General features: G+C 67.2%; 22 protein-coding genes. 14 read left to right on the top strand and 8 right to left on the bottom strand.

What is annotated here, in order from left to right; genetic code table 11:
* The first annotated feature begins 25 nt into the window (after nt 1–25).
* From DMP03_RS04420 to DMP03_RS04385, 8 genes are all read left to right on the top strand, one after another.
* On the top strand, nt 26–1,357 hold the full coding sequence (locus tag DMP03_RS04420; protein ID WP_152119485.1) for an isochorismate synthase: 1,332 nt from the start codon (nt 26–28) through the stop codon (nt 1,355–1,357).
* On the top strand, nt 1,354–3,120 hold the full coding sequence (gene menD, locus DMP03_RS04415) for a 2-succinyl-5-enolpyruvyl-6-hydroxy-3-cyclohexene-1-carboxylic-acid synthase (protein ID WP_152119484.1): 1,767 nt from the start codon (nt 1,354–1,356) through the stop codon (nt 3,118–3,120). Before DMP03_RS04420 ends, menD begins: the two co-directional genes overlap by 4 nt.
* Nucleotides 3,121–3,157: 37 nt before the next feature.
* Entirely contained in the window at nt 3,158–4,105 is a 948-nt protein-coding gene (locus DMP03_RS04410) for a 1,4-dihydroxy-2-naphthoyl-CoA synthase (RefSeq protein ID WP_152119483.1), read from the top strand.
* Between the two features lie 586 nt (nt 4,106–4,691).
* Nucleotides 4,692–5,627, top strand: coding sequence for a 1,4-dihydroxy-2-naphthoate polyprenyltransferase (locus tag DMP03_RS04405; protein ID WP_152119482.1), 936 nt, complete (start codon nt 4,692–4,694; stop codon nt 5,625–5,627).
* Entirely contained in the window at nt 5,624–6,628 is a 1,005-nt protein-coding gene (locus tag DMP03_RS04400; RefSeq protein WP_152119481.1) for a mandelate racemase/muconate lactonizing enzyme family protein, read from the top strand. The genes DMP03_RS04405 and DMP03_RS04400 overlap by 4 nt, the downstream gene beginning before the upstream one ends.
* A complete protein-coding gene (locus DMP03_RS04395) occupies nt 6,621–8,105 on the top strand; it encodes a class I adenylate-forming enzyme family protein (RefSeq protein ID WP_152119480.1) in 1,485 nt (494 codons plus the stop codon). The genes DMP03_RS04400 and DMP03_RS04395 overlap by 8 nt, the downstream gene beginning before the upstream one ends.
* A gap of 36 nt (nt 8,106–8,141) precedes the next feature.
* Entirely contained in the window at nt 8,142–8,924 is a 783-nt protein-coding gene (locus DMP03_RS04390; protein ID WP_152119479.1) for an NRDE family protein, read from the top strand.
* A 24-nt stretch (nt 8,925–8,948) separates the two neighbouring features.
* Nucleotides 8,949–9,287 carry a helix-turn-helix transcriptional regulator gene (locus DMP03_RS04385; protein WP_075936524.1) on the top strand — a complete coding sequence of 113 codons (339 nt, stop codon included), beginning with the start codon at nt 8,949–8,951 and terminating at the stop codon, nt 9,285–9,287.
* Here DMP03_RS04385 and DMP03_RS04380 read toward each other — a convergent pair whose 3' ends face one another.
* From DMP03_RS04380 to DMP03_RS04370, 3 genes are read right to left on the bottom strand one after another with little or no spacing between them, the layout of a single operon-like run.
* Nucleotides 9,288–9,731 carry a sodium:calcium antiporter gene (locus DMP03_RS04380; protein WP_172967065.1) on the bottom strand — a complete coding sequence of 148 codons (444 nt, stop codon included), beginning with the start codon at nt 9,729–9,731 and terminating at the stop codon, nt 9,288–9,290. It abuts the gene before it with no gap.
* 48 nt (nt 9,732–9,779) lie between these two features.
* Nucleotides 9,780–10,211, bottom strand: coding sequence for a PaaI family thioesterase (locus DMP03_RS04375; RefSeq protein WP_152119477.1), 432 nt, complete (start codon nt 10,209–10,211; stop codon nt 9,780–9,782).
* A gap of 1 nt (nt 10,212) precedes the next feature.
* A complete protein-coding gene (locus tag DMP03_RS04370; RefSeq protein WP_152119476.1) occupies nt 10,213–12,168 on the bottom strand; it encodes a 3-hydroxyacyl-CoA dehydrogenase/enoyl-CoA hydratase family protein in 1,956 nt (651 codons plus the stop codon).
* 382 nt (nt 12,169–12,550) lie between these two features.
* On the opposite strand from DMP03_RS04370, the gene DMP03_RS04365 reads away from it, so the two are divergent.
* A complete protein-coding gene (locus DMP03_RS04365) occupies nt 12,551–12,835 on the top strand; it encodes a DNA-directed RNA polymerase subunit L (protein ID WP_152119475.1) in 285 nt (94 codons plus the stop codon).
* A gap of 170 nt (nt 12,836–13,005) precedes the next feature.
* Here DMP03_RS04365 and hisF read toward each other — a convergent pair whose 3' ends face one another.
* A complete protein-coding gene (gene hisF, locus DMP03_RS04360; RefSeq protein ID WP_152119474.1) occupies nt 13,006–13,821 on the bottom strand; it encodes an imidazole glycerol phosphate synthase subunit HisF in 816 nt (271 codons plus the stop codon).
* Between the two features lie 91 nt (nt 13,822–13,912).
* Between hisF and DMP03_RS04355 the strand changes: the two genes are divergently transcribed.
* The 3 genes from DMP03_RS04355 (at nt 13,913) to DMP03_RS04345 (ending at nt 15,836) form a co-directional block, all read left to right on the top strand.
* Nucleotides 13,913–14,341 carry an Lrp/AsnC family transcriptional regulator gene (locus tag DMP03_RS04355; RefSeq protein ID WP_152119473.1) on the top strand — a complete coding sequence of 143 codons (429 nt, stop codon included), beginning with the start codon at nt 13,913–13,915 and terminating at the stop codon, nt 14,339–14,341.
* Nucleotides 14,342–14,381: 40 nt separating this feature from the next.
* Entirely contained in the window at nt 14,382–14,870 is a 489-nt protein-coding gene (locus DMP03_RS04350) for an SRPBCC family protein (protein ID WP_152119472.1), read from the top strand.
* A 114-nt stretch (nt 14,871–14,984) separates the two neighbouring features.
* Nucleotides 14,985–15,836: a DMT family transporter gene (locus DMP03_RS04345; RefSeq protein WP_152119524.1), complete on the top strand. Its 852-nt coding sequence runs from the start codon at nt 14,985–14,987 to the stop codon at nt 15,834–15,836.
* Here the strand turns inward: DMP03_RS04345 and DMP03_RS04340 are convergent.
* Nucleotides 15,833–16,237, bottom strand: a complete 405-nt coding sequence (locus tag DMP03_RS04340) for a GIY-YIG nuclease family protein (RefSeq protein ID WP_152119471.1) — start codon at nt 16,235–16,237, stop codon at nt 15,833–15,835. The genes DMP03_RS04345 and DMP03_RS04340 overlap by 4 nt on opposite strands.
* A gap of 83 nt (nt 16,238–16,320) precedes the next feature.
* Between DMP03_RS04340 and DMP03_RS04335 the strand changes: the two genes are divergently transcribed.
* The gene (locus tag DMP03_RS04335; RefSeq protein WP_152119470.1) at nt 16,321–16,875 is read left to right on the top strand and encodes a class I SAM-dependent methyltransferase; all 555 of its coding nucleotides are present in this window, start codon (nt 16,321–16,323) and stop codon (nt 16,873–16,875) included.
* On the opposite strand, the gene DMP03_RS04330 is transcribed toward DMP03_RS04335, so the two are convergent.
* Complete coding sequence (locus DMP03_RS04330) at nt 16,872–18,416, bottom strand: succinic semialdehyde dehydrogenase (RefSeq protein WP_152119469.1); 1,545 nt, start codon at nt 18,414–18,416, stop codon at nt 16,872–16,874. The genes DMP03_RS04335 and DMP03_RS04330 overlap by 4 nt on opposite strands.
* 42 nt (nt 18,417–18,458) lie before the next feature.
* Nucleotides 18,459–19,406: a transcription initiation factor IIB gene (locus DMP03_RS04325; protein ID WP_152119468.1), complete on the bottom strand. Its 948-nt coding sequence runs from the start codon at nt 19,404–19,406 to the stop codon at nt 18,459–18,461.
* A 106-nt stretch (nt 19,407–19,512) separates the two neighbouring features.
* Here DMP03_RS04325 and DMP03_RS04320 point away from each other — a divergent pair, with 106 nt between their 5' ends.
* A complete protein-coding gene (locus DMP03_RS04320; RefSeq protein WP_152119467.1) occupies nt 19,513–21,246 on the top strand; it encodes a DNA mismatch repair protein in 1,734 nt (577 codons plus the stop codon).
* Between the two features lie 71 nt (nt 21,247–21,317).
* Here the strand turns inward: DMP03_RS04320 and DMP03_RS04315 are convergent, their stop codons facing one another.
* Nucleotides 21,318–21,692 (bottom strand): hypothetical protein, encoded by a 375-nt coding sequence (locus DMP03_RS04315; protein WP_152119466.1) that lies wholly within the window; start codon nt 21,690–21,692, stop codon nt 21,318–21,320.
* Nucleotides 21,693–21,737: the final 45 nt, after the last annotated feature.

The following is a 21,737-nucleotide window of genomic DNA, read 5'->3' as shown; positions in this document are numbered from 1 at the left end:
CCAGTGGCACCCCTACCGTGGGGTAATGAAATCGCTCGGCGACGAGATGCGGGTCGTCTCCCGTGCGCGCCAGATCTCCGCGCCGCCCGCACGGGCCGCGCTGGCCGACGCCGCGACCCCACGTCTCTTCTGGAGCGGGGACGGCGAGGAGACCGTCATCGGGTCGGGAGCCGCTGTGACGCTCACCGCCGGCGGCGAGGACCGCTTCGGTGACGTGCGGGCGGCCGCCGACCGCCTGTTCGCCGAGGGTGACGTACACGCCGGCACCGAGGCCGCTCGCCCGCGGCTGTTCGGCGGCTTCACGTTCCACGACGAACACGACACGGACGAGAAGCCGTGGGGCGCATTTCCGAGCGCGCAGTTCGTCCTCCCGCGCCGGCAGGTCACCTACACCGACGACGCGGCGTGGTTGACGGTGAACGGCGTCGGTCCGGACGCAACCGCCGAACTCGTCAGCGACGAACTCGACGCCACGGCGGCGAAACTGGGGAACCTTCCGACTCCGGAGACGATGCGCGCGTCCAACGTCGTGGAGCGGGAACGCACGACGACGAAGGAGGCGTGGCGCGCGTCGGTGACGGACGCGACCGACCGCATCGCGGCCGGCGAACTCCGGAAGATCGTCCTCGCGGTGGCGTTGCGTGCACGCCTCGACGGTCCCCTCGCCGCCCACGAGGTGACCGCCAGGCTCGCAGACACCTACCCGGACTGCTACCGATTCTTGTTCGAGCCGACGGGCGATGCGGAGCTGACGCCCGCGTTCATCGGCGCGACGCCTGAGCGACTCGCCACCCTGCGGGGGCGAACGCTCGCGACGGGGGCGCTGGCTGGCACGACCGGACGCGGTGATACCCCCGCCGAGGACGAGTGGCTGGCCGATGAACTGCGCCGCGACGAGAAGAACGTCCACGAACACGACATCGTCGTGGACGCGATTCGCGACCAGCTGTCCCCCTTCGCGGCCAGCATCTCGACCGGCGAGCGAGACGTGCGCCGACTCGCCACGGTCCAACACCTCGAAACACCGATTACGGCGACGCTGTCGGACGACGAGCACGTCCTGACGCTGGTGGAAGCCCTCCATCCGACGCCGGCCGTCGGGGGCCTGCCCCCGGACCGCGCGCTGGCAACGATTCGAGACACGGAGTCGTTCGACCGCGGCTGGTACGCCGCCCCCGTGGGTTGGTTCGACGCCGCCGGCCACGGCAGTTTCGCCGTGGCGATTCGGTCGGCCGTGACGGCCGGTGACACCGCCACCCTGTTTGCCGGCGTCGGCATCGTAGAAGACTCCGACCCCGACGCCGAGTGGGACGAAGTACAACTCAAGTACCGACCGATGCTCGACGAACTCGAATGACGCCACCCAACGTCAACACGCTGTGGGGCGAGACCGTTGTCGACGAACTCGCGAAGTCTGGCGTCGACGCGGCGGTGCTCTCGCCGGGGTCGCGGTCGACGCCGCTGACGGTCGCGTTCGCACAACACCCGGATATCGAGACCTACTCACAGCTGGACGAGCGCTCGGCAGCCTTCTTCGCACTCGGACGCGCAAAGCAGACGGGAAAGCCGACGCCGCTCGTCTGCACCTCGGGCACGGCGCTCGCGAACTACCACCCGGCTGTGATGGAGGCCGGCCGCGCCCGCGTGCCGATGCTCCTGCTCACAGCCGACCGTCCCCCCGAACTCGACGACTCGGGCGCGAACCAGACCGTCTCGCAGTCGACTCTCTACGGCGACTCGCTGCGCCACCAGCGCACTCTCCCCGAGCCGGAGGTCCACGACCGAAAGCTCCGGTCGCTCCGGACTGCCATCTCGCGTAGCGTTGCGACGACCACGGCGACCAAGCCCGGTCCCGTTCACCTGAACGTCCCGTTCCGGAAGCCGCTGGAGCCGACCGTCGAGACCGACGACGTGTCCGAGACCTGGCTCGACGCGCACCCGCTCGCAACAAAGGGTCGGGACGGACCGTTCGTCCAGACGACGCAGGGGACGCCGGCGCTCCCGGCCGGCGACCACGCCGACCTCGTGTCGGCAATCGAGTCGGCGGAGCGGGGACTCATCGTCTGTGGCCCGGCCGACGAGCCGACGCCCGACCGCAGTGCACTCGCCGCGCTCGCCCGCCTGACTGGCTTTCCCGTGCTCGCGGACCCACTCTCCGGACTGCGATTCGGTCCCCACACCGAGCAGGACGGCGTGACGATACTCGGTGGCTACGACGCGTGGGCCGACGGTCTCTCCGGCGAGTGCGCGCCCGACTTCGTCCTCCGATTCGGTGCCTCGCCGACTTCGAAGCCGCTCCGGAAGCGGCTGGCCGCGCTTGCGATGGCAGACCCGTCCCTCCGGCAGTATCTCGTGGACCCGACGGGCGGCTGGCGCGAGGCGGAGTTCGCGGCGACGGACACCCTCGTCGCGGAGCCGACCCGACTGGCGCGGTCGCTCGCAGACCGGCTCACGTCGCCCGACGGGACGCCGTACGCCGACCGACTTGCCGCGCTCGAAGCCGATTACTGGCCTCTCGTCGCCGACGAGGACCGATTCTTCGAAGGGCAGGTCGTGGCCGACGCCCTCGCTCGCGCGCCCAACCCGAGCACCGTCTTCGTCTCCAACTCAATGCCCGTCCGGGACATGGACCGATTCGCTCGGCCGAGCGCGCGTGAACTGACCGTCCTCGGCAATCGGGGCGTCTCCGGCATCGATGGCATCACCTCGACGGCACTCGGGGCAAAGAGCGCGAGCGACGACCCGCTCGTGCTCGTCACGGGGGATTTGGCTTACTACCACGACACCAACGGCCTGCTCGCACTCGACCGATTTGACCTCGACGCGACTATCGTCCTCATCAACAACGACGGCGGCGGCATCTTCCATCTCCTTCCAATCGAGGCTCACGAGACCTTCGAGGGGTACTTCCGAACCCCGCACGGACTGGATTTCTCGGCGACTGGTGACCTCCACTCGCTGTCGTTTGCTCGCACGAGCACGCGCGAGGGCTTTTGCGAGGCGTACGCGACAAGTTTCGACCAGGCGGGCACGCAGGTCATCGAGGTGCGATTCGACTCGGACGCGAGCCACGGGGTTCGCGAGCAGGTGCAGTCGCGCGTCGAGGAGGAACTACTGTAATCGGCCGGATTTTTGCCGTGGGCCCCGTTGTCGGGGTATGGTCTCAGAGCTATTCGACGCCGACAGCTGGGAGCCGGTCGAGGGGTTCGACTTCCGCGATTTGACGTATCACCGCGCGACCGAGGTGGGCGCGCTCCGCATCGCCTTCGACCGCCCGGAGGTCCGCAACGCCTTCCGCCCGGAGACGGTGGACGAACTCTCGACCGCCCTCGACCACGCCAAGCGCCAGACCGACGTAGGCTGTGTCTTCATCACCGGCAACGGTCCATCCCCGAAGGACGGCGGCTGGGCGTTCTGTTCGGGCGGCGACCAGCGGATTCGCGGCGAAGCCGGCTACGAATACAGCGAGGCTGAACGCAGTGAAGCCTCAGGTGCGAGCGGGAGCGATAGCGACACGCGAGCAGAGAACGACGACCTCGACGACGACACGCCCGGGCCGCGACTCCACATCCTCGAGGTCCAGCGCCAGATACGTCACATGCCAAAGCCCGTCGTCGCGGTCGTGCCGGGGTGGGCGGTCGGCGGCGGCCACTCCCTGCACGTCGTCTGTGACATGACCCTCGCCGGCACGGAGGCGAAGTTCCTCCAGACGGACCCCGACGTGGGGAGCTACGACGCCGGCTTCGGCAGCGCGTATCTCGCCCACCAGATTGGCCAGAAGAAGGCGCGTGAGGTGTTCTTCCTCGGCAAGACCTACTCCGCCGAGGAGGCCGCCGACATGGGGATGGTGAACGAGGTCGTTCCGCAGGCCGAACTGGAAGACCGCGCGCTGGAGTGGGCAGCAGAGATGCTCTCGAAATCTCCGAATGCAATGCGCATGCTCAAGTACGCGTTCAACATGGACACCGACGGACTCGTCGGCCAGCAGGTATTCGCCGGCGAGGCGACGCGGCTGGGCTACATGACCGACGAAGCACAGGAGGGCCGGGACGCGTTCAACGAAAACCGCGAGCCGGACTTCTCGGAGTTCCCGTACTACTACTGACCGGTCTCTGTTCTTCTACGTGTTCGGCTTTGTTTCGGGTGCGCTGTCTACGCTGTTACTTCCGGCTTGAAATCCCCGGGCGTATCGCGGTCTTGCCGGCGGTTGCACCGCCGGCTGCTTGGGAGAGCGTCGCTCTCCCGCTGTCCCCGTGACATATCGGGGGCGAGCGTAGCGAGCGACCGATAGTGGTCACGGAACCGACCAAACACGCGCGATACGCCCGTCCCTTCCATTCCACCCGACAGCACCGCCCACGAACCTCCCCAGCCGACTCGCTCCCTGCGGTCGCTCATCCCTCGCGACGACGGACGCGCACGGGGCGCGCCGGCTCATGCCAACCGCATACGGATTGGACAGGCAACCGTTGTGGTGGCCTGACGCACCGCGCGGCAGCGCGTGTGCGTCGCGGGGGAGGGTTGGCGCGGTGCGGTTTCCCCGGAGCCGAGCAACGAGAGTGGTCGCGGGGCTGGTGCTCACGCCAAACACGCCCGCGGTATCGGAGCCGAACTCTCCAATGACAACACCACCGAACATACCAGTTCGCCAATCGCAGTCGCTTAGTCGGGTCCCCTGCTACCGAGGGGTAATGAGCGACGCCGACATCACGACGCGACGCGCGTGGCTGATGGCCGCGCGGCCACAGACGCTCCCGGCCGGAGCCGCACCGGTCGTCGTCGGCGTCGGCGTCGCACTCCAACGAGGCGTCTTCGCCCCCCTGCCGGCCGTCGCCGCGCTGGTGGGCGCACTCCTCCTCCAAATCGGGACCAACTTCGCGAACGACTACTACGACGCCGTACGGGGGGCCGACACCGAGGAGCGCGAGGGGTTCACCCGTGTCACCGCGGGGGGACTCATCGAACCCGCAGCGGTCAAGCGAGCGATGTACGCCACCTTTGCGGTCGCCATCCTGCTCGGCACGTATCTCGTCTGGGTCGGCGGATCGGCAATCGTCGTCGTCGGGCTCACCTCAGTCGCCTCGGGCATCGCCTACACCGGCGGGCCGGCCCCCTACGGCTACCGCGGACTGGGCGATCTCTTCGTCTTCGTCTACTTCGGTCTCGTCGCCGTCACCGGCACGTACTACGTACAGGCGGCCGCCGTCGCCGTCGCTGGGGTCCCGACGTTCACCGCCCCGGCCGACCTCGTCCCGCTCGCGGCGGTCGTCGCCGCGCTTCCGGCAGCGGGACTGTCGACGTGTATTCTCGTCGTGAACAACATCCGCGACCGCGAGACCGACGCCGAGGCGGGCAAACGAACCCTCGCCGTCACGCTCGGCTACACCGGCTCCCGCATCGAGTTCCTCCTCATGCTCGGGATGGCGTACGTCGTCCCGGTCGTCTTCGCCGCCACGGGCTACGGGCTCGCGACGCTCGCACCGCTGGTGACGCTCCCGCTCGCTGCCCGACTCGCGCGGACGGTCCTCACCGAGACGGGTGGCGAAGCGCTGAACCCGGCGCTCGAAACCACGGGCAAACTCCTGTTCGCACACAGCCTCCTCTTCGCCGCGGGGCTCGCCGTATGAACTTCCGGCCGTTCGCCTTCGAGCTGCGCGAACCGCTCGCGACTGCCGCCGGCGACATCGCGAGACGCGAGGGGTTTCTCGTCACTCTCGACGGAGACGACGGGAGTTGTGGCGTCGGTGAGGCCTGTCCCCTGCCGGGATGGACAGAGAGCTACGACGAGTGCCGGGACGCACTCTCTGACGCGACGCCCGCCGAACTCGATACGCTCCCGCCGGCGGCTCGCCACGGACTCACGCTCGCGCTGCTCGACGGTGACGCCCGCGACGACGGCGTTCCCCTCTACCGCCACCTCGGTCGCGACGAGCGAGTCGAGACGGTCCCCGCGAACGCGACCGTCGGAGACGCTTCGACCGAACAGACGCGCGAGCGCGTCACCGACGCCGTAGACGAGGGGTACACCTGCGTGAAACTCAAGGCCGCGAACCGACCCCTAGACGAGGACATCAAGCGCGTCGCCGCGGCGCGCGAAGTCGCGCCCGACATCGGGATTCGACTCGACGCGAACGGCAGCTGGACCCGTGACACGGCGAATCGGGCGTTCGAAAAGCTGGCAGCGTTCGACGTGTCGTACGTCGAACAGCCACTCCCGGCGAGCGACTTGGGTGGGCTCACCGCACTCCCGGACACGGGCGTCGGTGTCGCGCTTGATGAAGGCCTCTACGAGCACGGTATCGACGCCGTGCTCGACAGCGAGGCGGACCACCTCGTCCTGAAGCCGATGGCACTCGGCGGGCCGGACGTGGCGCTCGAACTCGCGAGGTTGGCTCGCGGTGCGGGCATCGAACCGGTCGTGACGACGACCATCGACGGCCCAATTGCGCGGGCGGCGGCGGTCCACGTCGCGGCCGCGATACCGGCGGTGTCGGCCTGCGGGCTCGCGACCGGGTCGCTGCTCGCGACGGGAGACATCCCCGACCCGGCACCCGTCGGCGGAGGTGTCGTCACGGTCCCACAGAAAGAGGGAAATACTCCGGCCGTGTTATTGGCAGATTATGCGTGACTGGCTGGCGATTCGAGCGCGCGCGACGCCGGCCAGTACGGCTGTCGTCGACGCGGCGTCTGGTCGGTCGACGAGCTACGGTGACCTCGACGACGAGGTCGAACACCTCGCCGGGCAGTTGTCGGCCTTCGGCGTCGGCGTCGACGACCACCTCGGCGTGCTCGCAGAGACCCGCCCGGGGTTCGTCAGACTCGTCCACGCGGCCAACCGACTCGGGGCCGTGCTCGTCCCCCTGAACGTCCGACTGACGGCGCGAGAACTCGACGGTACACTCGACGCCGCTGATGTCGACACCCTCATCTGTACGGCCGAGACGGAGCCGACAGCGACCGAGGCGTTCGACGGCCCGCTGGCGACGGTCGACCAACCGAGTGAGGGGGCACGGCCCCTCTCGACTATCGACCCGGAGTCGTTCGAACTCGGGTCGTGGACGCGCGACTGTACCGCGGCGTTGCTCGCCACCTCCGGAACGACCGGCGGGCCGAAGCTCGTCGAACTCACGATGGGGAACCTCGCGGCGAGCGCGGCCGCGTCGTCGTGGCGACTCGGCGTGCTCCCCGACGACTGCTGGTACTGCACCCTCCCGATGTACCACATGGGCGGGCTGGCTCCTGTCTATCGGAGCGTCCTCTACGGGACGAGCGTCGCCGTCTCGACCGGGAGCTTCGACCCCGAAAGGTCGCTCGCGGAGATGGACCGCGTGGGTGCGACGGCGACCTCGCTGGTCCCGACGATGTGTCGCGAGCTACTGGAGGCGGACGGCGAGGCCGTCATGGCGTCGCTCCGATTCGTCCTCGTCGGCGGTGCACCGACGCCCGATTCGCTCGTCGAGACGGCCCGCGAGGCCGACGTGTCGCTGTATCCCAGCTACGGGATGACAGAGACGAGCTCACAGATTGCGACCGCGAGTCCGACACAGACGCGGGAGGCGCTCGGCACCGTCGGCTCACCCCTAATGTTCACGCGCGTCACCACCGTCGACAGCGACGACGTACCCGTCGAACCCGGTGCGTCCGGCGAAATCGTCGTCAGCGGGCCAACAGTCACGCCTGGCTACTACGACGACGCCGAGGCGACCGAGGATGCGTTCGGCCCACACGGCTTCCACACCGGCGACGCCGGCTACCGCGATGAGTCGGGCAAGCTCTGGGTGCTCAATCGCCTGACCGACCGCATCATCACCGGGGGCGAGAACGTCGACCCCGGCGAGGTGGTGGACGTCCTCCGCGACTATCCCGACGTGGAGGACGCATTCGTCGCCGGCGTCCCGGACGACCGGTTCGGCCAGCGTGTCGCCGCGCTGTTGGTCGGCCCCGACTCGGCCGAGCCGGTCGAGCAGTTCGCGCGCGACCGGCTCGCAGGCTTCAAGATTCCTCGCCAGTGGCGGCTCGTCGACGCGCTACCGCGGACGGCGTCGGGCACCGTCGACCGCGCCGCCGCGACGCTCCTGCTCGAGGAGCCGGACACCGCCCGGTAACTCGCTACTTTTGATGCCGGCTGGCGTACCTCGGGTATGTGCACTCTCACGGTCGCGTACCGGCAGTTCGACGCGCCACTCGCCGTCGCTGCCAACCGCGACGAGCTGTACGCGCGCCAGTCCAGTCCACCCCACCGGTGGGACGACCCGGAGATCCTCGCTCCTCGCGACGAGGAGGCCGGCGGCACGTGGGCAGGAACGAACGACGACGGCGTGCTCGCCGCGGTCACGAACCGCTGGAGCCGGGACGTGCCCGACGGTGACCGGTCGCGCGGCCTCCTCGTCCGGGACGCGCTCACAGAGTCGAGTGCCGAGGCCGCAGCTCGACTCGTTCGCCGTGAACTCGACACGCACGCGTACGAACCGTTCCACCTGCTCGTCGCCGACCGGGAGCGCGCCTTACTGTTCGAACACGACGCGACGGACTCGGAGACGCGGCTCGCGCCCGGAACGTACGTCGTCGGGAACACGGGCTGGTGTGGCGCCCGTGGCGGGCCCGCCGACGCGGACGAACCACAGCGGACCCGCTCGTTCTTCGTTCCCCGCGAGAGACCGGACCGCGGCCGCGAGCAGGCCGCGAACGACGAGTCGGTGCTGGACGCGCTGGTCGCGAGTGGGGCGACGACGGCGACCGGGTGGCTCGATACGGCGGGTGAGATACTCGGCGACCACGACTACGGCGTCTGCATCCACGGCGAGACGTTCGGGACGAAGTCGGCGACGCTGGTCGAGGTCGACGAGACGGTGACGTGGCGCTACGCCGACGGGCCGCCGTGTGAGGTGCCGTTCAAGCAGTACGGGCCAGACGGCAGATTTTAACAGCCAGACCGTCCTCGATGTGGTATGGCCGAGTCGCTCACCGACGAGGAGGAGACGGCGTTCGAACTCATCGCCCGCGAGGGGGGAATCCACCAAAGCGAGTTCTGGAAGGAGATGGACATCGACTCCCGGAAGGGGAGCCGACTAATCGAGTCGCTGGAGGAGAAGGGCCACATCGAACGCGAGGAGAGCGTCCACAATGGGCACACGACCTACTTCGTGGAGCCAATCGTCGATCCGGAGGATCTCGACTTCTCGCTGCTGATGGCCGGCGACATGCTCTCGCCGTTCGTCGGCGACGATGAAATCGACGCCAACTCGGATAAGTTCACGCAGTGGGTCATGACGCTCGCTTACCAGTAATCAGAGAATATCCAGCGTCCACCGGACCAGATTCACCGCCGTCGCGACCATGCCTTCTACCCGCGTCAGCTTCCGACCTGTGAACAGCAGCGCCGTGACGAGTGCCGTCAGCCCGACGAGCCACAGCGTCGTCACCGTCGCCGCACTCGTCACCGAACCGGGCGCGAGCACCGCCACCAGTCCGACGACGCCGAAGGCGTTGAAGCTACACGAGCCGACGGCGTTCCCGACCGCGATGTCGGTGCGCCCACCGAGAGCCGCCGCGCTGGACGCGACGACCTCCGGCATCGACGTACCGATACCGACGATAACGACCCCGACGACCAGTTCCGGGACGTTCACTCGGCGGGCGAGTCCGACGGCCCCCTCGACGAACCGTTCGGCACCGTACCACAACGCGCCGGCACCGACGAGAAGCAGGAACAGGTCCGTAGCGAGGGTCACACAGACCACCCGTGCGGGCGCGAGAAGAAGCCACCGAGTCGAGCGTTCTCAGTTGGCGTCGCGAAACAGCCGGTAGGTCGTTCCGCCGGTCGCGACGACCTTGCGCTCGCCCTCGTGGACGGTGGTTACCTCACACTCGGTGACGCCCATCGAGCTGCCCGCGCGGACGACCTCGGCCTCGACGCGCACGTCGTCAGTCGCGGGCCGGACGTAGCGGGTGTTGAGGTCGGTCGTCGTCAGCGCCACGTCGGTCGGATCGTCGAACGTCGTCCGGAGCGCGAACCCGGAGGCCGTGTCGATGATTGTCGCCGTCACGCCGCCGTGGACGCTGCCTGAGGCGATGTTGGCGAACTTCTCGTCGAAGGGGAGTTCGAACACGACGCGGCCCTGTTCGATGTCCACCGCCGAGAGGTCGAGCCACGACAGCAGGCCGTGGTCAGATAACTGTGCGGCCAGCGGCTCGTACCCCTCGGTCGACATCCTACTTCCCCTCGAACTCGGGGTCGCGGTCCTCCATGAACGCCGCGGCACCCTCCTGCATGTCGTCTGTCGCGAGGAGGTGACCGAACGCCTGCGACTCCAGTTCGAGTCCGGCTTCGAGGTCCTGGTCGCGGCCGACGTTCATGACGCGCTTCGCCTTCTGGAGGGCGATCGGCGCGCCGTAGACGAGGTCGTTGAGGAACTCCTCGACGGTCTCCTCGAACTCGGATTCGGGGACGGCGCGGTTGATGAGCCCCCAATTCTGTGCGCGCTCGGCGGAGATGTGTTCGCCGCGGAAGACGAGTTCCTTCGCGCGAGCGTCAGAAAGCATCCGCATGGCGCGCTGGGTACCGCCGCCGCCAGGCAGCAGTCCGAGGTTGATCTCGGGGAAGCCGAACTCGGAGTCCTCGGTCGCGATACGGAGGTCACACGCGAGCGCAAGCTCGTGGCCGCCGCCGAGACAGAAGCCGTCGATCCTCGCGAGCGTCGGGCGCGGATACTCCGCGACGGCCTCGAAGAACTCCGTGATAGCCGCCTCGTACGGCTCGCGGCCGGCGAAGCCGGTGATGTCTGCGCCGGCGGAGAAGGCGCGGTCGCCCGCCCCCTCGAAGGTGACCGCCCGGACCTCATCGAGGTCGGAGCTGTCGAGCAGGTGGACGACCTCGTCCATGAGGTCGTCGTTGAGCGCGTTCATGCGCTCTGGTCGGTCGAGCGTGACTTCGAGCAGGCCGTCGTCGGAAAGCTCGTACTGGATGGTGGAGTAGTGGCGCTCGCCGTCGTCGCCGCCGTAGTCGTAGAATCCCTCGCCCGCTTCCTCGCCGGTCGTGCCTGCCTCGACGAGGCTACGCAGGTGTTCGGACGGCTCGTAGCGCTCGTGGTCGTACTCATCGTGGAGCGTTTCGAGCTTCTCGAGCACGGTATCGAGCCCGATTTTGTCGCCGCGGCGACACGGTCCTTCGGGGAAGCCGGCACCGAGTCGCATTCCGGTGTCGATTGCCTCGGCGGTCGCCACGTCGTTGCCGATGAGTCGCGCGGCCTCGTTGATGATGCGCGCCTCGATGCGGAGGGTGTCGACGTCCTCGCCCTGTCCGGCCTCGTAGGTCGTCCCCCCGCCGTCCTCGTAGTCGTAGTAGCCCCGACCGGTCTTCTGGCCGAGGTCTTCGGCGTCGACCTTCTCCTGCACGATCGGCGGGATGTCGCGCCCGGCCTCCTTCCGGACGTGATAGCCGATGTCGATACCCGTCAGGTCACTGAGTTCGAACGGACCCATCGGGTAGCCGCGGCGGTGGACCATCGCAGCGTCGACCGCCTCGATGTCGGCGACACCCTCGCTGACCATCCAGGCCGCCTCGTCGCTGAACGGTCCGAGCACGCTGTTGACGACGAAGCCGTTCACGTCCTTCCGGACGTAAATCGGCGTCTTGTCGATGGACTCCACGAATTCGTATGTGGCCTCGGCGGTCTCGTCGGCCGTCTCCGCGCCGTAGATAACCTCGACGAGGTCCATCTTGACGGGCGGGTTGAAGAAGTGCATCCCGACGACCTGCTCCGGCCGCGAGGTCGCGGTCGCGATCTCCGTGATCGAGAGCGAGGACGTGTTCGACGCGAGAATCGCGTCCTCGGGCGTGAACTCGTCGAGGTCCGAGAAGATGTCCTTCTTGATTTCCATCTGCTCGGGCGCGGCCTCGATGACGAGGTCGGCGTCCGAGACGGCGGTTTCGAGGTCCACTTCGGTGTCGATGCGGTCAAGCACCGTCTCGGCGTCCTCCGAGACGATTCCCTTCTCCGAGAGCTTCTCCACTGACCACTTGATCGACTCGAAGCCGTCGTCGACGAGGTCCTGTTCGATATCACGCATCACCACGTCGTAGCCGGCGATGGCCACGACTTCCGTGATGCCGTGGCCCATGTTCCCTGCCCCAAGTACCGTCACCTGAGAGATGTCATCCACGTTCATACGGGCGCATCTGGCGGGCGATTCGTCTTAACTCCACCGCCACAGTTTAGCGATGTTAGCGTTTCACCGACGTTTGGCTACTGGCGTAAACTCAGTGCGTGTTTCGCGGCGTTTGCGAGGTGGTCGAGCGGTCTCGCGCTGGTCGGTCTCTTTTCTTCGTGTTGCTCCTCCCGCTCGTTGTTCCCGGGACCTCACGTTGTTCTGCCTCTCCTGTTCGCGTGTCGTCGCGTTGCTCCTCCCGCTCACATCTCTGGCACTCGCTACGCTCGTGCCATCTACTCGCGTGTCGTCGCGTTGCTCCTCCCGCTCACATCTCTGGCACTCGCTACGCTCGTGCCATGACTCCGAAACGTACTTCCGACCGCCTCCCCCTCTACTCCGTATGGACTTGCGCGTCATCGAGAACGAGGAGACCGAACTCGCCATCGAAATCGCCGGCGAGGACCACACCTTCATGAACGTCCTCAAGAGCGCGCTGCTGGAGACAGACGGCGTCGCCACCGCGACTTACGATATGAACCCCGAGCAGTCAGGTGGCCAGACGGACCCGATTCTCAACATCGAGACGGAACCCGGCACCGCGCCGCTCGACGCCCTCGAAGCAGCGACCACGGCCGTCAAACAGAAGTCCGACTCCTTCACGGACGCCTTCGACGCTGCCGCGTAATCTCGGCGTTTCTCTCTCGTTTTTCTTTCGAGAGCAACTGCTCTGTCACCACTGGAGACCAGAGTGAAAGTGGTTACACAGCCGGAGTAATCTCCTGGCAGGAGAGACGAGATACCCCTAGGCGGGCAACTGTTCAGTTCCGCGCCACCAGAGTGAAAGTGGTGAGTGTGTTACAGTCGGACCGGGATACCCTTCTCGTCTAGATACCGCTTCACTTCACCGATACCGAACTCGTCGAAGTGAAAGATGGAAGCTGCGAGACCGGCATCGGCCCCGGCGTCGGTGAACACCTCGTACATATCCTCGGGACCGCCACAGCCGGAGGAGGCGATGACCGGCGTGGAGACGCTGTCACAGACTGCCTTCGTGAGCGGGATGTCGTAGCCGTCTTTCGTTCCGTCGGCGTCGATGCTGTTGACGAACAGTTCACCAGCGCCGCGCGATTCGACCTCGTTGGCCCACTCCACCACGTCGAGGTCGGTCCCCTCGCGGCCGCCCTTGACGGTGCACTCGAACCAGCAGGACTCGCCGTCCACCTCGACGTAGTGTTCGCCCTGCTCGTCGAAGCGGCGGCGCGCGTCGATGGAGATGACGATACACTGCGAGCCGAAGGCGCGTGCACCTTCGTTCACGAGCGACGGCTCGGCGATTGCCCCAGAGTTGATAGAGACCTTGTCCGCGCCGGCACGGAGCGTCTCCTTGATGTCGGCTTTCGTCCGGATGCCGCCGCCGACGGTCAGGGGGATGAACACCTCGTCAGCCACGGCGGAGACGGTGTCGAGCATCGTCTCGCGCCCCTCAGCGCTGGCCGTGATATCGAGGAAGACGAACTCGTCTGCGCCGGCTTCGTTGTACTTTTTCGCCATCTCTACGGGGTCGCCGGTGTATTCGAGTTCCTCGAAGTTGACGCCGGTGTAGACGGCGGCGTTCCCCTCGTCGTCTAAGTCCACGTCGATACAGGGAATGATGCGCTTCGTCAGGGTCATACCCCTGCTACTCCCGGGGACGGTTTCACGGTTTCGTCGCCAGAGTTTCGCATACGGAAGATACTTTTCTCGTCGCGCGAAATGACGTAGTATGAGTACCGACACCACCGAGGAACGTATCCTCTCGGTGTTAGAGGAGGACGCCCAGGCCTCCTACGCCGAGATTGCGGACCAAGCGAGTGTCTCGAAGCCGACGGTTCGCAAGTACGTCGACAAGCTGGAATCGGACGGTGTCATCGTCGGCTACTCCGCCGACATCGACCCGAAGAAACTCGCGTCACGCTCCATCGCGCTGGTCGGCATCGAGGTCGCGAGCGAGCAGTACGTGGAGGCCTCCCGGCAGTTGGCCGCTCTCGACTCCGTCGAAGCGCTGTACGCCTCGTCGGGCGACCACACGCTGATGGCCGAAGTCCGAGGGACGGACGGCAACGCCGTCGGCTCCGTCATCTCCGAGGACATCCTCTCTGTCGACGGCGTCGAGGAAGCCCACCCCTCCTTCCTGCAGGAACGACTGAAGTAGCCGCCGCGACTGTTTTCCCCTCGCCGCCCGTTGTTCGGGTATGCCGACATACCACCGCGCCACGTGGGTCGATGCACCACTCAATGAGGTCTGGGACTTCCACTCGCGTGTCGCCGGCCTGACCGAACTCACGCCCGGCGTCGCCAACCTCGAAATCAACACTGTCATCGGCCCTAACGGCGAGACCGACCCGGAAATTCTGGAGGAGGGCGCATGCATCGAGATGTCGCTGCGTCCCCTCGACGTCGGGCCGCGCCAGTCGTGGACCTCAGTCATCACCGAGCGCGAGGTCGACCTCGACAACGGCCGCGCGTACTTCCGGGACGTGATGGAAGACGGTCCGTTTCCGGAGTGGGAACACACCCACCGCTTCTTCGAGAACGAGGCCGGCGAAACGCTCGTCGACGACCGCGTCGTCTATCGCCTCCCGGGCGGCCCGCTCGGGAAACTCGCAGAGCCGTTCGGCGGACTGGGCTTCGAGCCGATGTTCTATCACCGTCACCGCGCAACGAAGGCCCACTTCGAGTGAGTCAGTGACTGGAGACGAGCGAGCAGAATACCGAGCGAGAGAAACAGGTAATTACCGGCCCCGACGAGCGAAGGTGTGGGACTGCTCGCCGCGCTCGAACGACGGACGCCGCCGATGGCCGCACTGGCCGTCGCCATCGTCGCCGTCTCAACGAGCGCAATCCTGATTCGGTTCTCCAACGTCCCGAGCGGGCCGATGGCGTTCTGGCGAGTCACGCTGACGCTGCTGTTGCTCGCGCCGCTGTCTCTCCGTTCGGGCGCGGAGTTTCAGAAGTTCGACCGCCGTGACCTGCTGTCTGCGCTGCTCGCTGGGCTCGCGCTCGCGGCCCACTTCGCGACGTGGTTCGAATCCGTCGACAAGACGACCGTCGCCGCCAGCGTCACGCTCGTCACGACACAGCCGGCGTTCGTCGCTGTCGGTGCATACTTCCTGTTCGGGGAGTCGCTGTCGCGCCGCTCGCTCGCCGGCATCGGCGTCGCGCTCGCCGGCTCTGCGGTGATGAGTCTCGACGGGCTACTCGGCGGAACGACCGCCCCCGAGCCGGTGCTCGGAAATCTACTCGCACTCGCCGGCGCGGTGCTCGCCGGCCTATACGTCCTCGCCGGGCGGTCGGTGCGCCAGCGCGTCAACTTGGTGCCGTACGTCACCGTCGTCTACGTCGTGTGTGCCGGCGGGCTGCTCGCCTACTCGCTCGCGCTCGGTGACCCCGTGCTCGCGTATCCCCCCCGCGAGTGGCTGCTGTTTCTCGGGATGGCAATCGGCCCGGGACTGCTCGGACACACCGTCGTCAACTGGGCGCTGGCTCACGTCGAGAGTTCGGTCGTCAGCGTCTCCTTCGTCGGTGAACCGGTCGGCTCTACCGTGCTCGCGCTCGTCATCCTCGGAGAGGTTCCCGGCGCGCTGACGCTCGCTGGCGGGGCCATTGTCATCGGCGGCATCTACCTCACCGCGCGGGGCCGGCGTTAGCGCGCTTGTTCGTGAGCTGATTCGACCGCCCGAACGAGCGTCTCCCGGTCGGGGGCGTAGGTGAGGTGACTCTCACAGTCACAGTCGGATGCACCGAAGCCGGCGACAGGCCCAGACGGGAGCGCTCGCGCGACGGTACACTCCACGTCCGCCTCGGTTCGCACGTCACCGACGAGTGTCGCGTCGGGATATCCGAGCAGGTAGTCGATGTGCCAGTGGCGGGTGTCGCGCTCGCCGGTCGCGACCTCGGCGTGGCGGTCGATTCGCGAGAACCCACCGGCCCCGAGTGCCGACCCGGTGTAGCCGTACCAGCCGGCAGCGAATCGGTGGCAGCCGAGTGCACCCACCTCGATATCGGTCGGCTCTGCGAGTCTGATGAGAAGCGTGTAGGTGCCGCCCATAGCCGCAGTTGGAGCGCCCGTGACAAAGCAGTCGCGACTGCGAGGTCGAGACGTTGACACTTCCGCACCCGATGGCTTCGGACATGCGCGACGACGACATCGCGGCCTTCTACGACGAGTACGGCGAGCGCGAGTGGGAGCGACTCGACCGCGACTTCCACCACCGACTGGAGTTCGAGGTGACGACGGAGTACCTGACGGAACACCTCCCCGACTCGGGACACGTCCTCGATGTCGGCGGGGCCAGTGGTCGCTACGCCGTCTGGCTCGCCGAGCGCGGCTACGACGTGACGCTCGTCGACGTGAGCGGGCGACAGGTCGACATCGCCCGCGAGAAGGCGCACGAACACGGCGTAGGCGAACGAGTCACGACACAGCAGGGTGACGTGCGCGCGCTCGGACTGGACGGACAGTTCGACGCGACGCCGTGTCTCGGCGGCGCACTCTCACACGTCCTCGACGAGGGGGAACGCGAGAGTGCAGTCGGGGAGCTACGACGAGTGACTCGCCTGAATGCACCGGTCTTCGTCTCCGTGATGGGGCTGTTGGCGAGCGTGACCCGGATGTTGCGCCATGCCCGAACGACGGAGCCTGACGAGACCGAACTGCTCCCCGACCTCGCGGTGTGTCGGGCTTAACGGAAGCCCGGCACGTCACGCAGCAGCTTGAAGACGCGCTTCATCCCGGCGGCGTACCACTTGTACGGAACGCCTGGCGGGGAGTCTATTTCGCCACGTTCCTGCGTGGCGAGCGTCTGTGGTTCGGTGAATCGGTAGAACCCCTCCTCGCCGTGGCGACGGCCGACCCCCGAGTCTTTCATTCCTCCCATCGGAGCGTCGTGGGCAATGAAGGAGGGTGCATAGGCCTCGTTGACGTTCGCCGTCCCGCAGTCGATGCGGCGGGCGATGTTGCGGCCGCGCTCGGTATCGGCGGTCCAGACGGAGGCGTTGAGTCCGTACATGGAGTCGTTCGCCCGCTCGATGACCTCGTCGGTGTCCTCGAAGCCGTAGATGGAGACGACTGGACCGAACGTCTCCTGTCGCGCTAGGTCGGCCTCGCCGGACACGTCGGTCAGGACAGTCGGCGCGTAGGCGTACGGGCCAACGTCGGGGAGCGGCTCGCCGCCGGTCAGCACCGTCGCGCCGGCGTCGCGGGCGTCTTCGACGTGACTGGACACCTTGTCCAACTGCGCCTGCGAGAGCAGCGATCCCATCTCGACCGCCCAGTCGTCGCTCGGCCGGACGTCGAGCGCCTCGGTCGCAGCGACGAACTTCCGGGTGAACTCCTCGCGCACCGACTCGTGGACGTAGAGCCGTTCGATGGCGATACACAGTTGTCCGGCGTTGGTGAACGCGCCGCGGACGAGCCCGTTCACGGCAGCGTCGATATCGGCGTCTGACATGACGACGGCCGGATTCTTCCCGCCGAGTTCGAGCGAGCAGTCGATGAGCTGTTCGCCCGCCTTCGAGGCCACGAAACTCCCCGTCTTCGACGAGCCGGTGAAACAGAGGTAGTCGCTCTCCTCAACGAGCGGTTCGCCGACATCTGGTCCGGTGCCCGGTACGACCTGCATCACGTCCTCGGGAACGCCGGCCTCGCGCAGGAGGGCGACGGCAGCGAGCGCGGTGTAGGCGGTCTGTTCGGCGGGCTTGAGGACGACGGTGTTGCCGGCGAGCAGCGCGGCGACGGCGTCGGAGACGGCGAGCGTCAAGGGGTAGTTCCACGGCGAGATGACGCCGACCACGCCCTTCGCGCGGTAGTTCACTTCCACGTCAACGAGTCCCGGCATCGGCGACTTGCGCGACTCGTCGTCGAGATACGACTCGACGCGGTGGGCGTAGTGGCGGGACGCCATCGCCGTGTCGATGAGCTCCTCGAAGCCGTGTCGCCGCGCCTTCCCGGACTCCTCGACGACCAAATCGAGCAGTGGCTCGGAGTGGTCGAACAACAGGTCGTGGTACTCGAGTAGCAGCTCAGCGCGCTCTGCCGGGTCGCGGGCCTCCCAGTCGGATTGGGCCTCGCGGGCGCGCTCGAAGGCGTGTGCAACGTCGCGCTCGTCGCCGAGCGGAAGCGTCGCAAACTCCTCGCCGGTGAAGGGAGCCTCCACCGACATCGTCTCGTGGTCGCGGTCGGCGAGGGTCGCCTCACCCAGCAGCGTCTCGGGGTCGAAACTAACCATGCTCTAAAACGACGCCGGGAGGTAGTAAACCCCGGTATCGGCTCAGTGGATGTCGAGCGCTTCGATCTGTTCCTGGTAGCGGTTCCGGATGGTGACCTCCGTCACCTGCGCGACGTTCGCGACCTCGCGTTGGGTCTTCTTCTCGTTGCACAACAGGGAGGCGGCGTAGATCGCGGCCGCCGCGTACCCCGTCGGCGACTTCCCCGAGAGCATCCCCTTCTCGGCGGTTACCTCGATAATCTCGCGCGTCTTCTGCTCGACCTCCTCGCTGAGTTCGAGTTCCGAACAGAAGCGCGGGACGTACTGGACCGGGTCGACGGGCTCCAAGCCCAAGGAGAGTTCCTGCGCGATGTACCGGTACGTGCGGCCGATTTCCTTCTGCTCGACGCGGGCGACCTCCGCTACCTCGTCGAGCGAGCGCGGAATCCCCTCCTGGCGACACGCCGCGTACAGCGCGGAGGTGGCGACGCCCTCGATGGAGCGACCGCGAATCAGGTCGTCTTTGAGCGCGCGCCGGTAGATGACGGAGGCGACCTCACGCACCGACCGCGGCACGCCCAGCGCCGAGGACATGCGGTCGATTTCGCTCAGCGCGAACTGAAGATTGCGCTCGCCGGCGTCTTTCGTCCGGATTCGCTCCTGCCACTTCCGGAGCCGGTGCATCTGGCTCCGCTTCTCGGAGGAGATAGACCGACCGTACGCGTCCTTGTCCTTCCAGTCGATTTGGGTGGTCAGTCCCTTGTCGTGCATCGTCTGGGTCGTCGGCGCACCGACGCGGGACTTCGACTGCCGCTCGGAGTGGTTGAACGCCCGCCACTCCGGTCCCCGGTCGATGTTCGACTCCTCGATGATGAGCCCGCAGTCGTCACACATGAGTTCGCCCTCCCCCGACTGGACGAGCGAGTCGGACTCGCACTCGGGACACCCTACCGATTCCGTTTCCGACTCCGTCTCGGAGCTACGTTGTCGCTGCCGTGTGGGACCTGCCATTACACTTAATATCGAAAATTACTCACATTTAAGGCTTGCGTTGGCACTGTGACACACTAGCACGGTCCGTCGAGAGGTTCTTTGCGACGCCAGCAGACCGACACGTATGCGACTGCAGGAGTACTGGGGCGTCGGCCCAAAGACGGCGACGCTCCTCTCTGAGTCTCTGGGTACCGAGCGGGCGGTCGAGGCCATCGAATCAGCCGACGCGCGCACGCTCGTCGACGCCGGTCTCACCCCCGGCCGAGCGACGCGTATCCTCCGGCGCGCCAACGGCGGCGAGGGGTTAGAGACCCTTACGACGCGTGACACGCGCGACGTGTACAAGTCGCTGCTCGACCTCGCAGAGGAGTACGCCGTCACCCGCCACGCCGGCGACCGCATCCGCGTGTTGACCCCGCTGACCGACACGGACGCGATGCGTGCTCGCCTCGACGACGTGATGGCGGCCACCGAGTCGTGGCGCACACTCGACGACGCGACCCGGGAGGCCGTACTGGAGGCGTTCGACCGCCACGACGGCGCAGTGGGCGACTTGTCGGCCGCCGAGACAGCCGTCGCGCTCGCCGAGACCGACGCCGACTCCGGCGTGTTCGCCGCCGTCGCTGACCTCGACACCGACCGGCTGGCCGAGGCCGCTGTCGCCCTCCGTGCCCTCGACGGCGACGACCGACTCGGCGCTGGTGCGGACGACGAACTCGACCGACTGCGCGGCGCGCTCGCGACGGTCGAGGACATGGCCGCCGACCCCGACGGCGTGCTCGATGCCGTCCGGTCGAGCGCCCGCGACGCCGCGGAGTTCCAGTCGGCGTTCGTCCGCCACGTCGCAGACGAGACGGGACTGCCATCGAGTGAGGTGCGCGACGCCGCACCCGAGGGGGCCGCCGACGCGGCCGGCTTCGTCACCGAAGGACTGCGCGCGCTTGCGGCCGCGCTCCGGACCCGCGTGGACGAGCGCGAGACGAGCGTGGCGGCCGACCTGCGCGAGACGGTCGGGGCGACCCGCGAGGAGATCGACGCGGCCGTCGCGGTCGTGGACGACCTCGCGTTTGACGTGTCGCTCGCGCGCTTTACCGTCGCGTACGACCTCACCGCCCCCGACCTCGTGGAGACGGAGACGCTTGCCGTTGAGGGTGCACGCAATCTTGATCTCCTCGATGCCGGAATCGACGTGCAGCCAATCGACTACGCGGTCGGCGACCACGACCTCGACGTACCGACGGGCGACCGGGTGGCCGTACTGACTGGCGCTAACTCCGGCGGGAAGACGACAGTCCTCGAGACGCTGTGTCAGGTACAGTTGCTCGCTTCGATGGGGCTGCCCGTCCCGGCAGAGGCCGCCGCAGTCGGGCAGGTCGACTCGATTGTCTTCCACCGTCGCCACGCATCGTTCAACGCCGGCGTGCTCGAATCGACCCTCCGGTCGGTCGTCCCGCCGTTGACCCGCGAAGGCCGCACCCTGATGTTGGTCGATGAGTTCGAGGCGATCACCGAGCCGGGCCGCGCAGCCGACCTCCTGCACGGGTTGGTGACGCTCACTGTCGAACGGGAAGCGCTTGGCGCGTTCGTCACTCACCTCGCCGAGGACCTCGAACCGCTCCCCGAGGTGGCACGCGTCGACGGCATCTTCGCCGAGGGCCTGACACCGGATCTCGAACTCGAGGTGGACTACCAGCCGCGCTTCGGCCAACTCGGCAAGTCGACGCCGGAGTTCATCGTCTCGCGGCTCGTCGCGGAGGCGACCGACCGGGGCGAGCGCAGCGGTTACGAGCACCTGGCTGGGGCGGTCGGGGAGGAAGCCGTCCAGCGCACCCTCGCGGATGCACGCTGGAAAGAGTAAGAACGCGTCAACGGGAGGCGACCACTCTCACTCGCAAGGCGGGTCGAGCGTGTTCGTCTGGCTCCGGTTGCTCATCCGTCGGCGGGGTCCGCGCGTTCAACGCCGAAGCCGTCACGGACCGCCTCGATATCTGCGTCGTCAGCGAGGGTGAGCCGGGCGGTCGCGTCGACGTAGAGGTCGAAGGCGTCCGGCTGCATCGCGCCGATGTCGATTCGTTCGACGCGTTCGACCGCGTCGGTCTGTTCGAGTAGCTGTCGTGCACCGTCGCCGAGGCTGCCCGCGTCGCCGCGCGCGATGCGCAGCCGCAGGTCGGTTTCGACCTCGGTGGTGGTCATCTGGATTGCCATCATCCCCTCGGCGCGATTCGAACGCGCGTCCGTCGGACACCTGTGGCTATCGAGGGTGCTGTCGCTGGCTGGTGGGCGAGCGCGTGGCGAGCCACGCACACACGTGCCGCTCGCGAGTCGCCGCTGTGCGACGTGAGAAGTCAG

It is taken from the genome of Halosegnis rubeus (assembly GCF_009184545.1).
Lineage (GTDB): Archaea > Halobacteriota > Halobacteria > Halobacteriales > Haloarculaceae > Halosegnis > Halosegnis rubeus.
The sequence above is the reverse complement of the archived record's forward strand: the minus strand, read 5'-3'. Positions and strand labels throughout refer to the sequence as shown.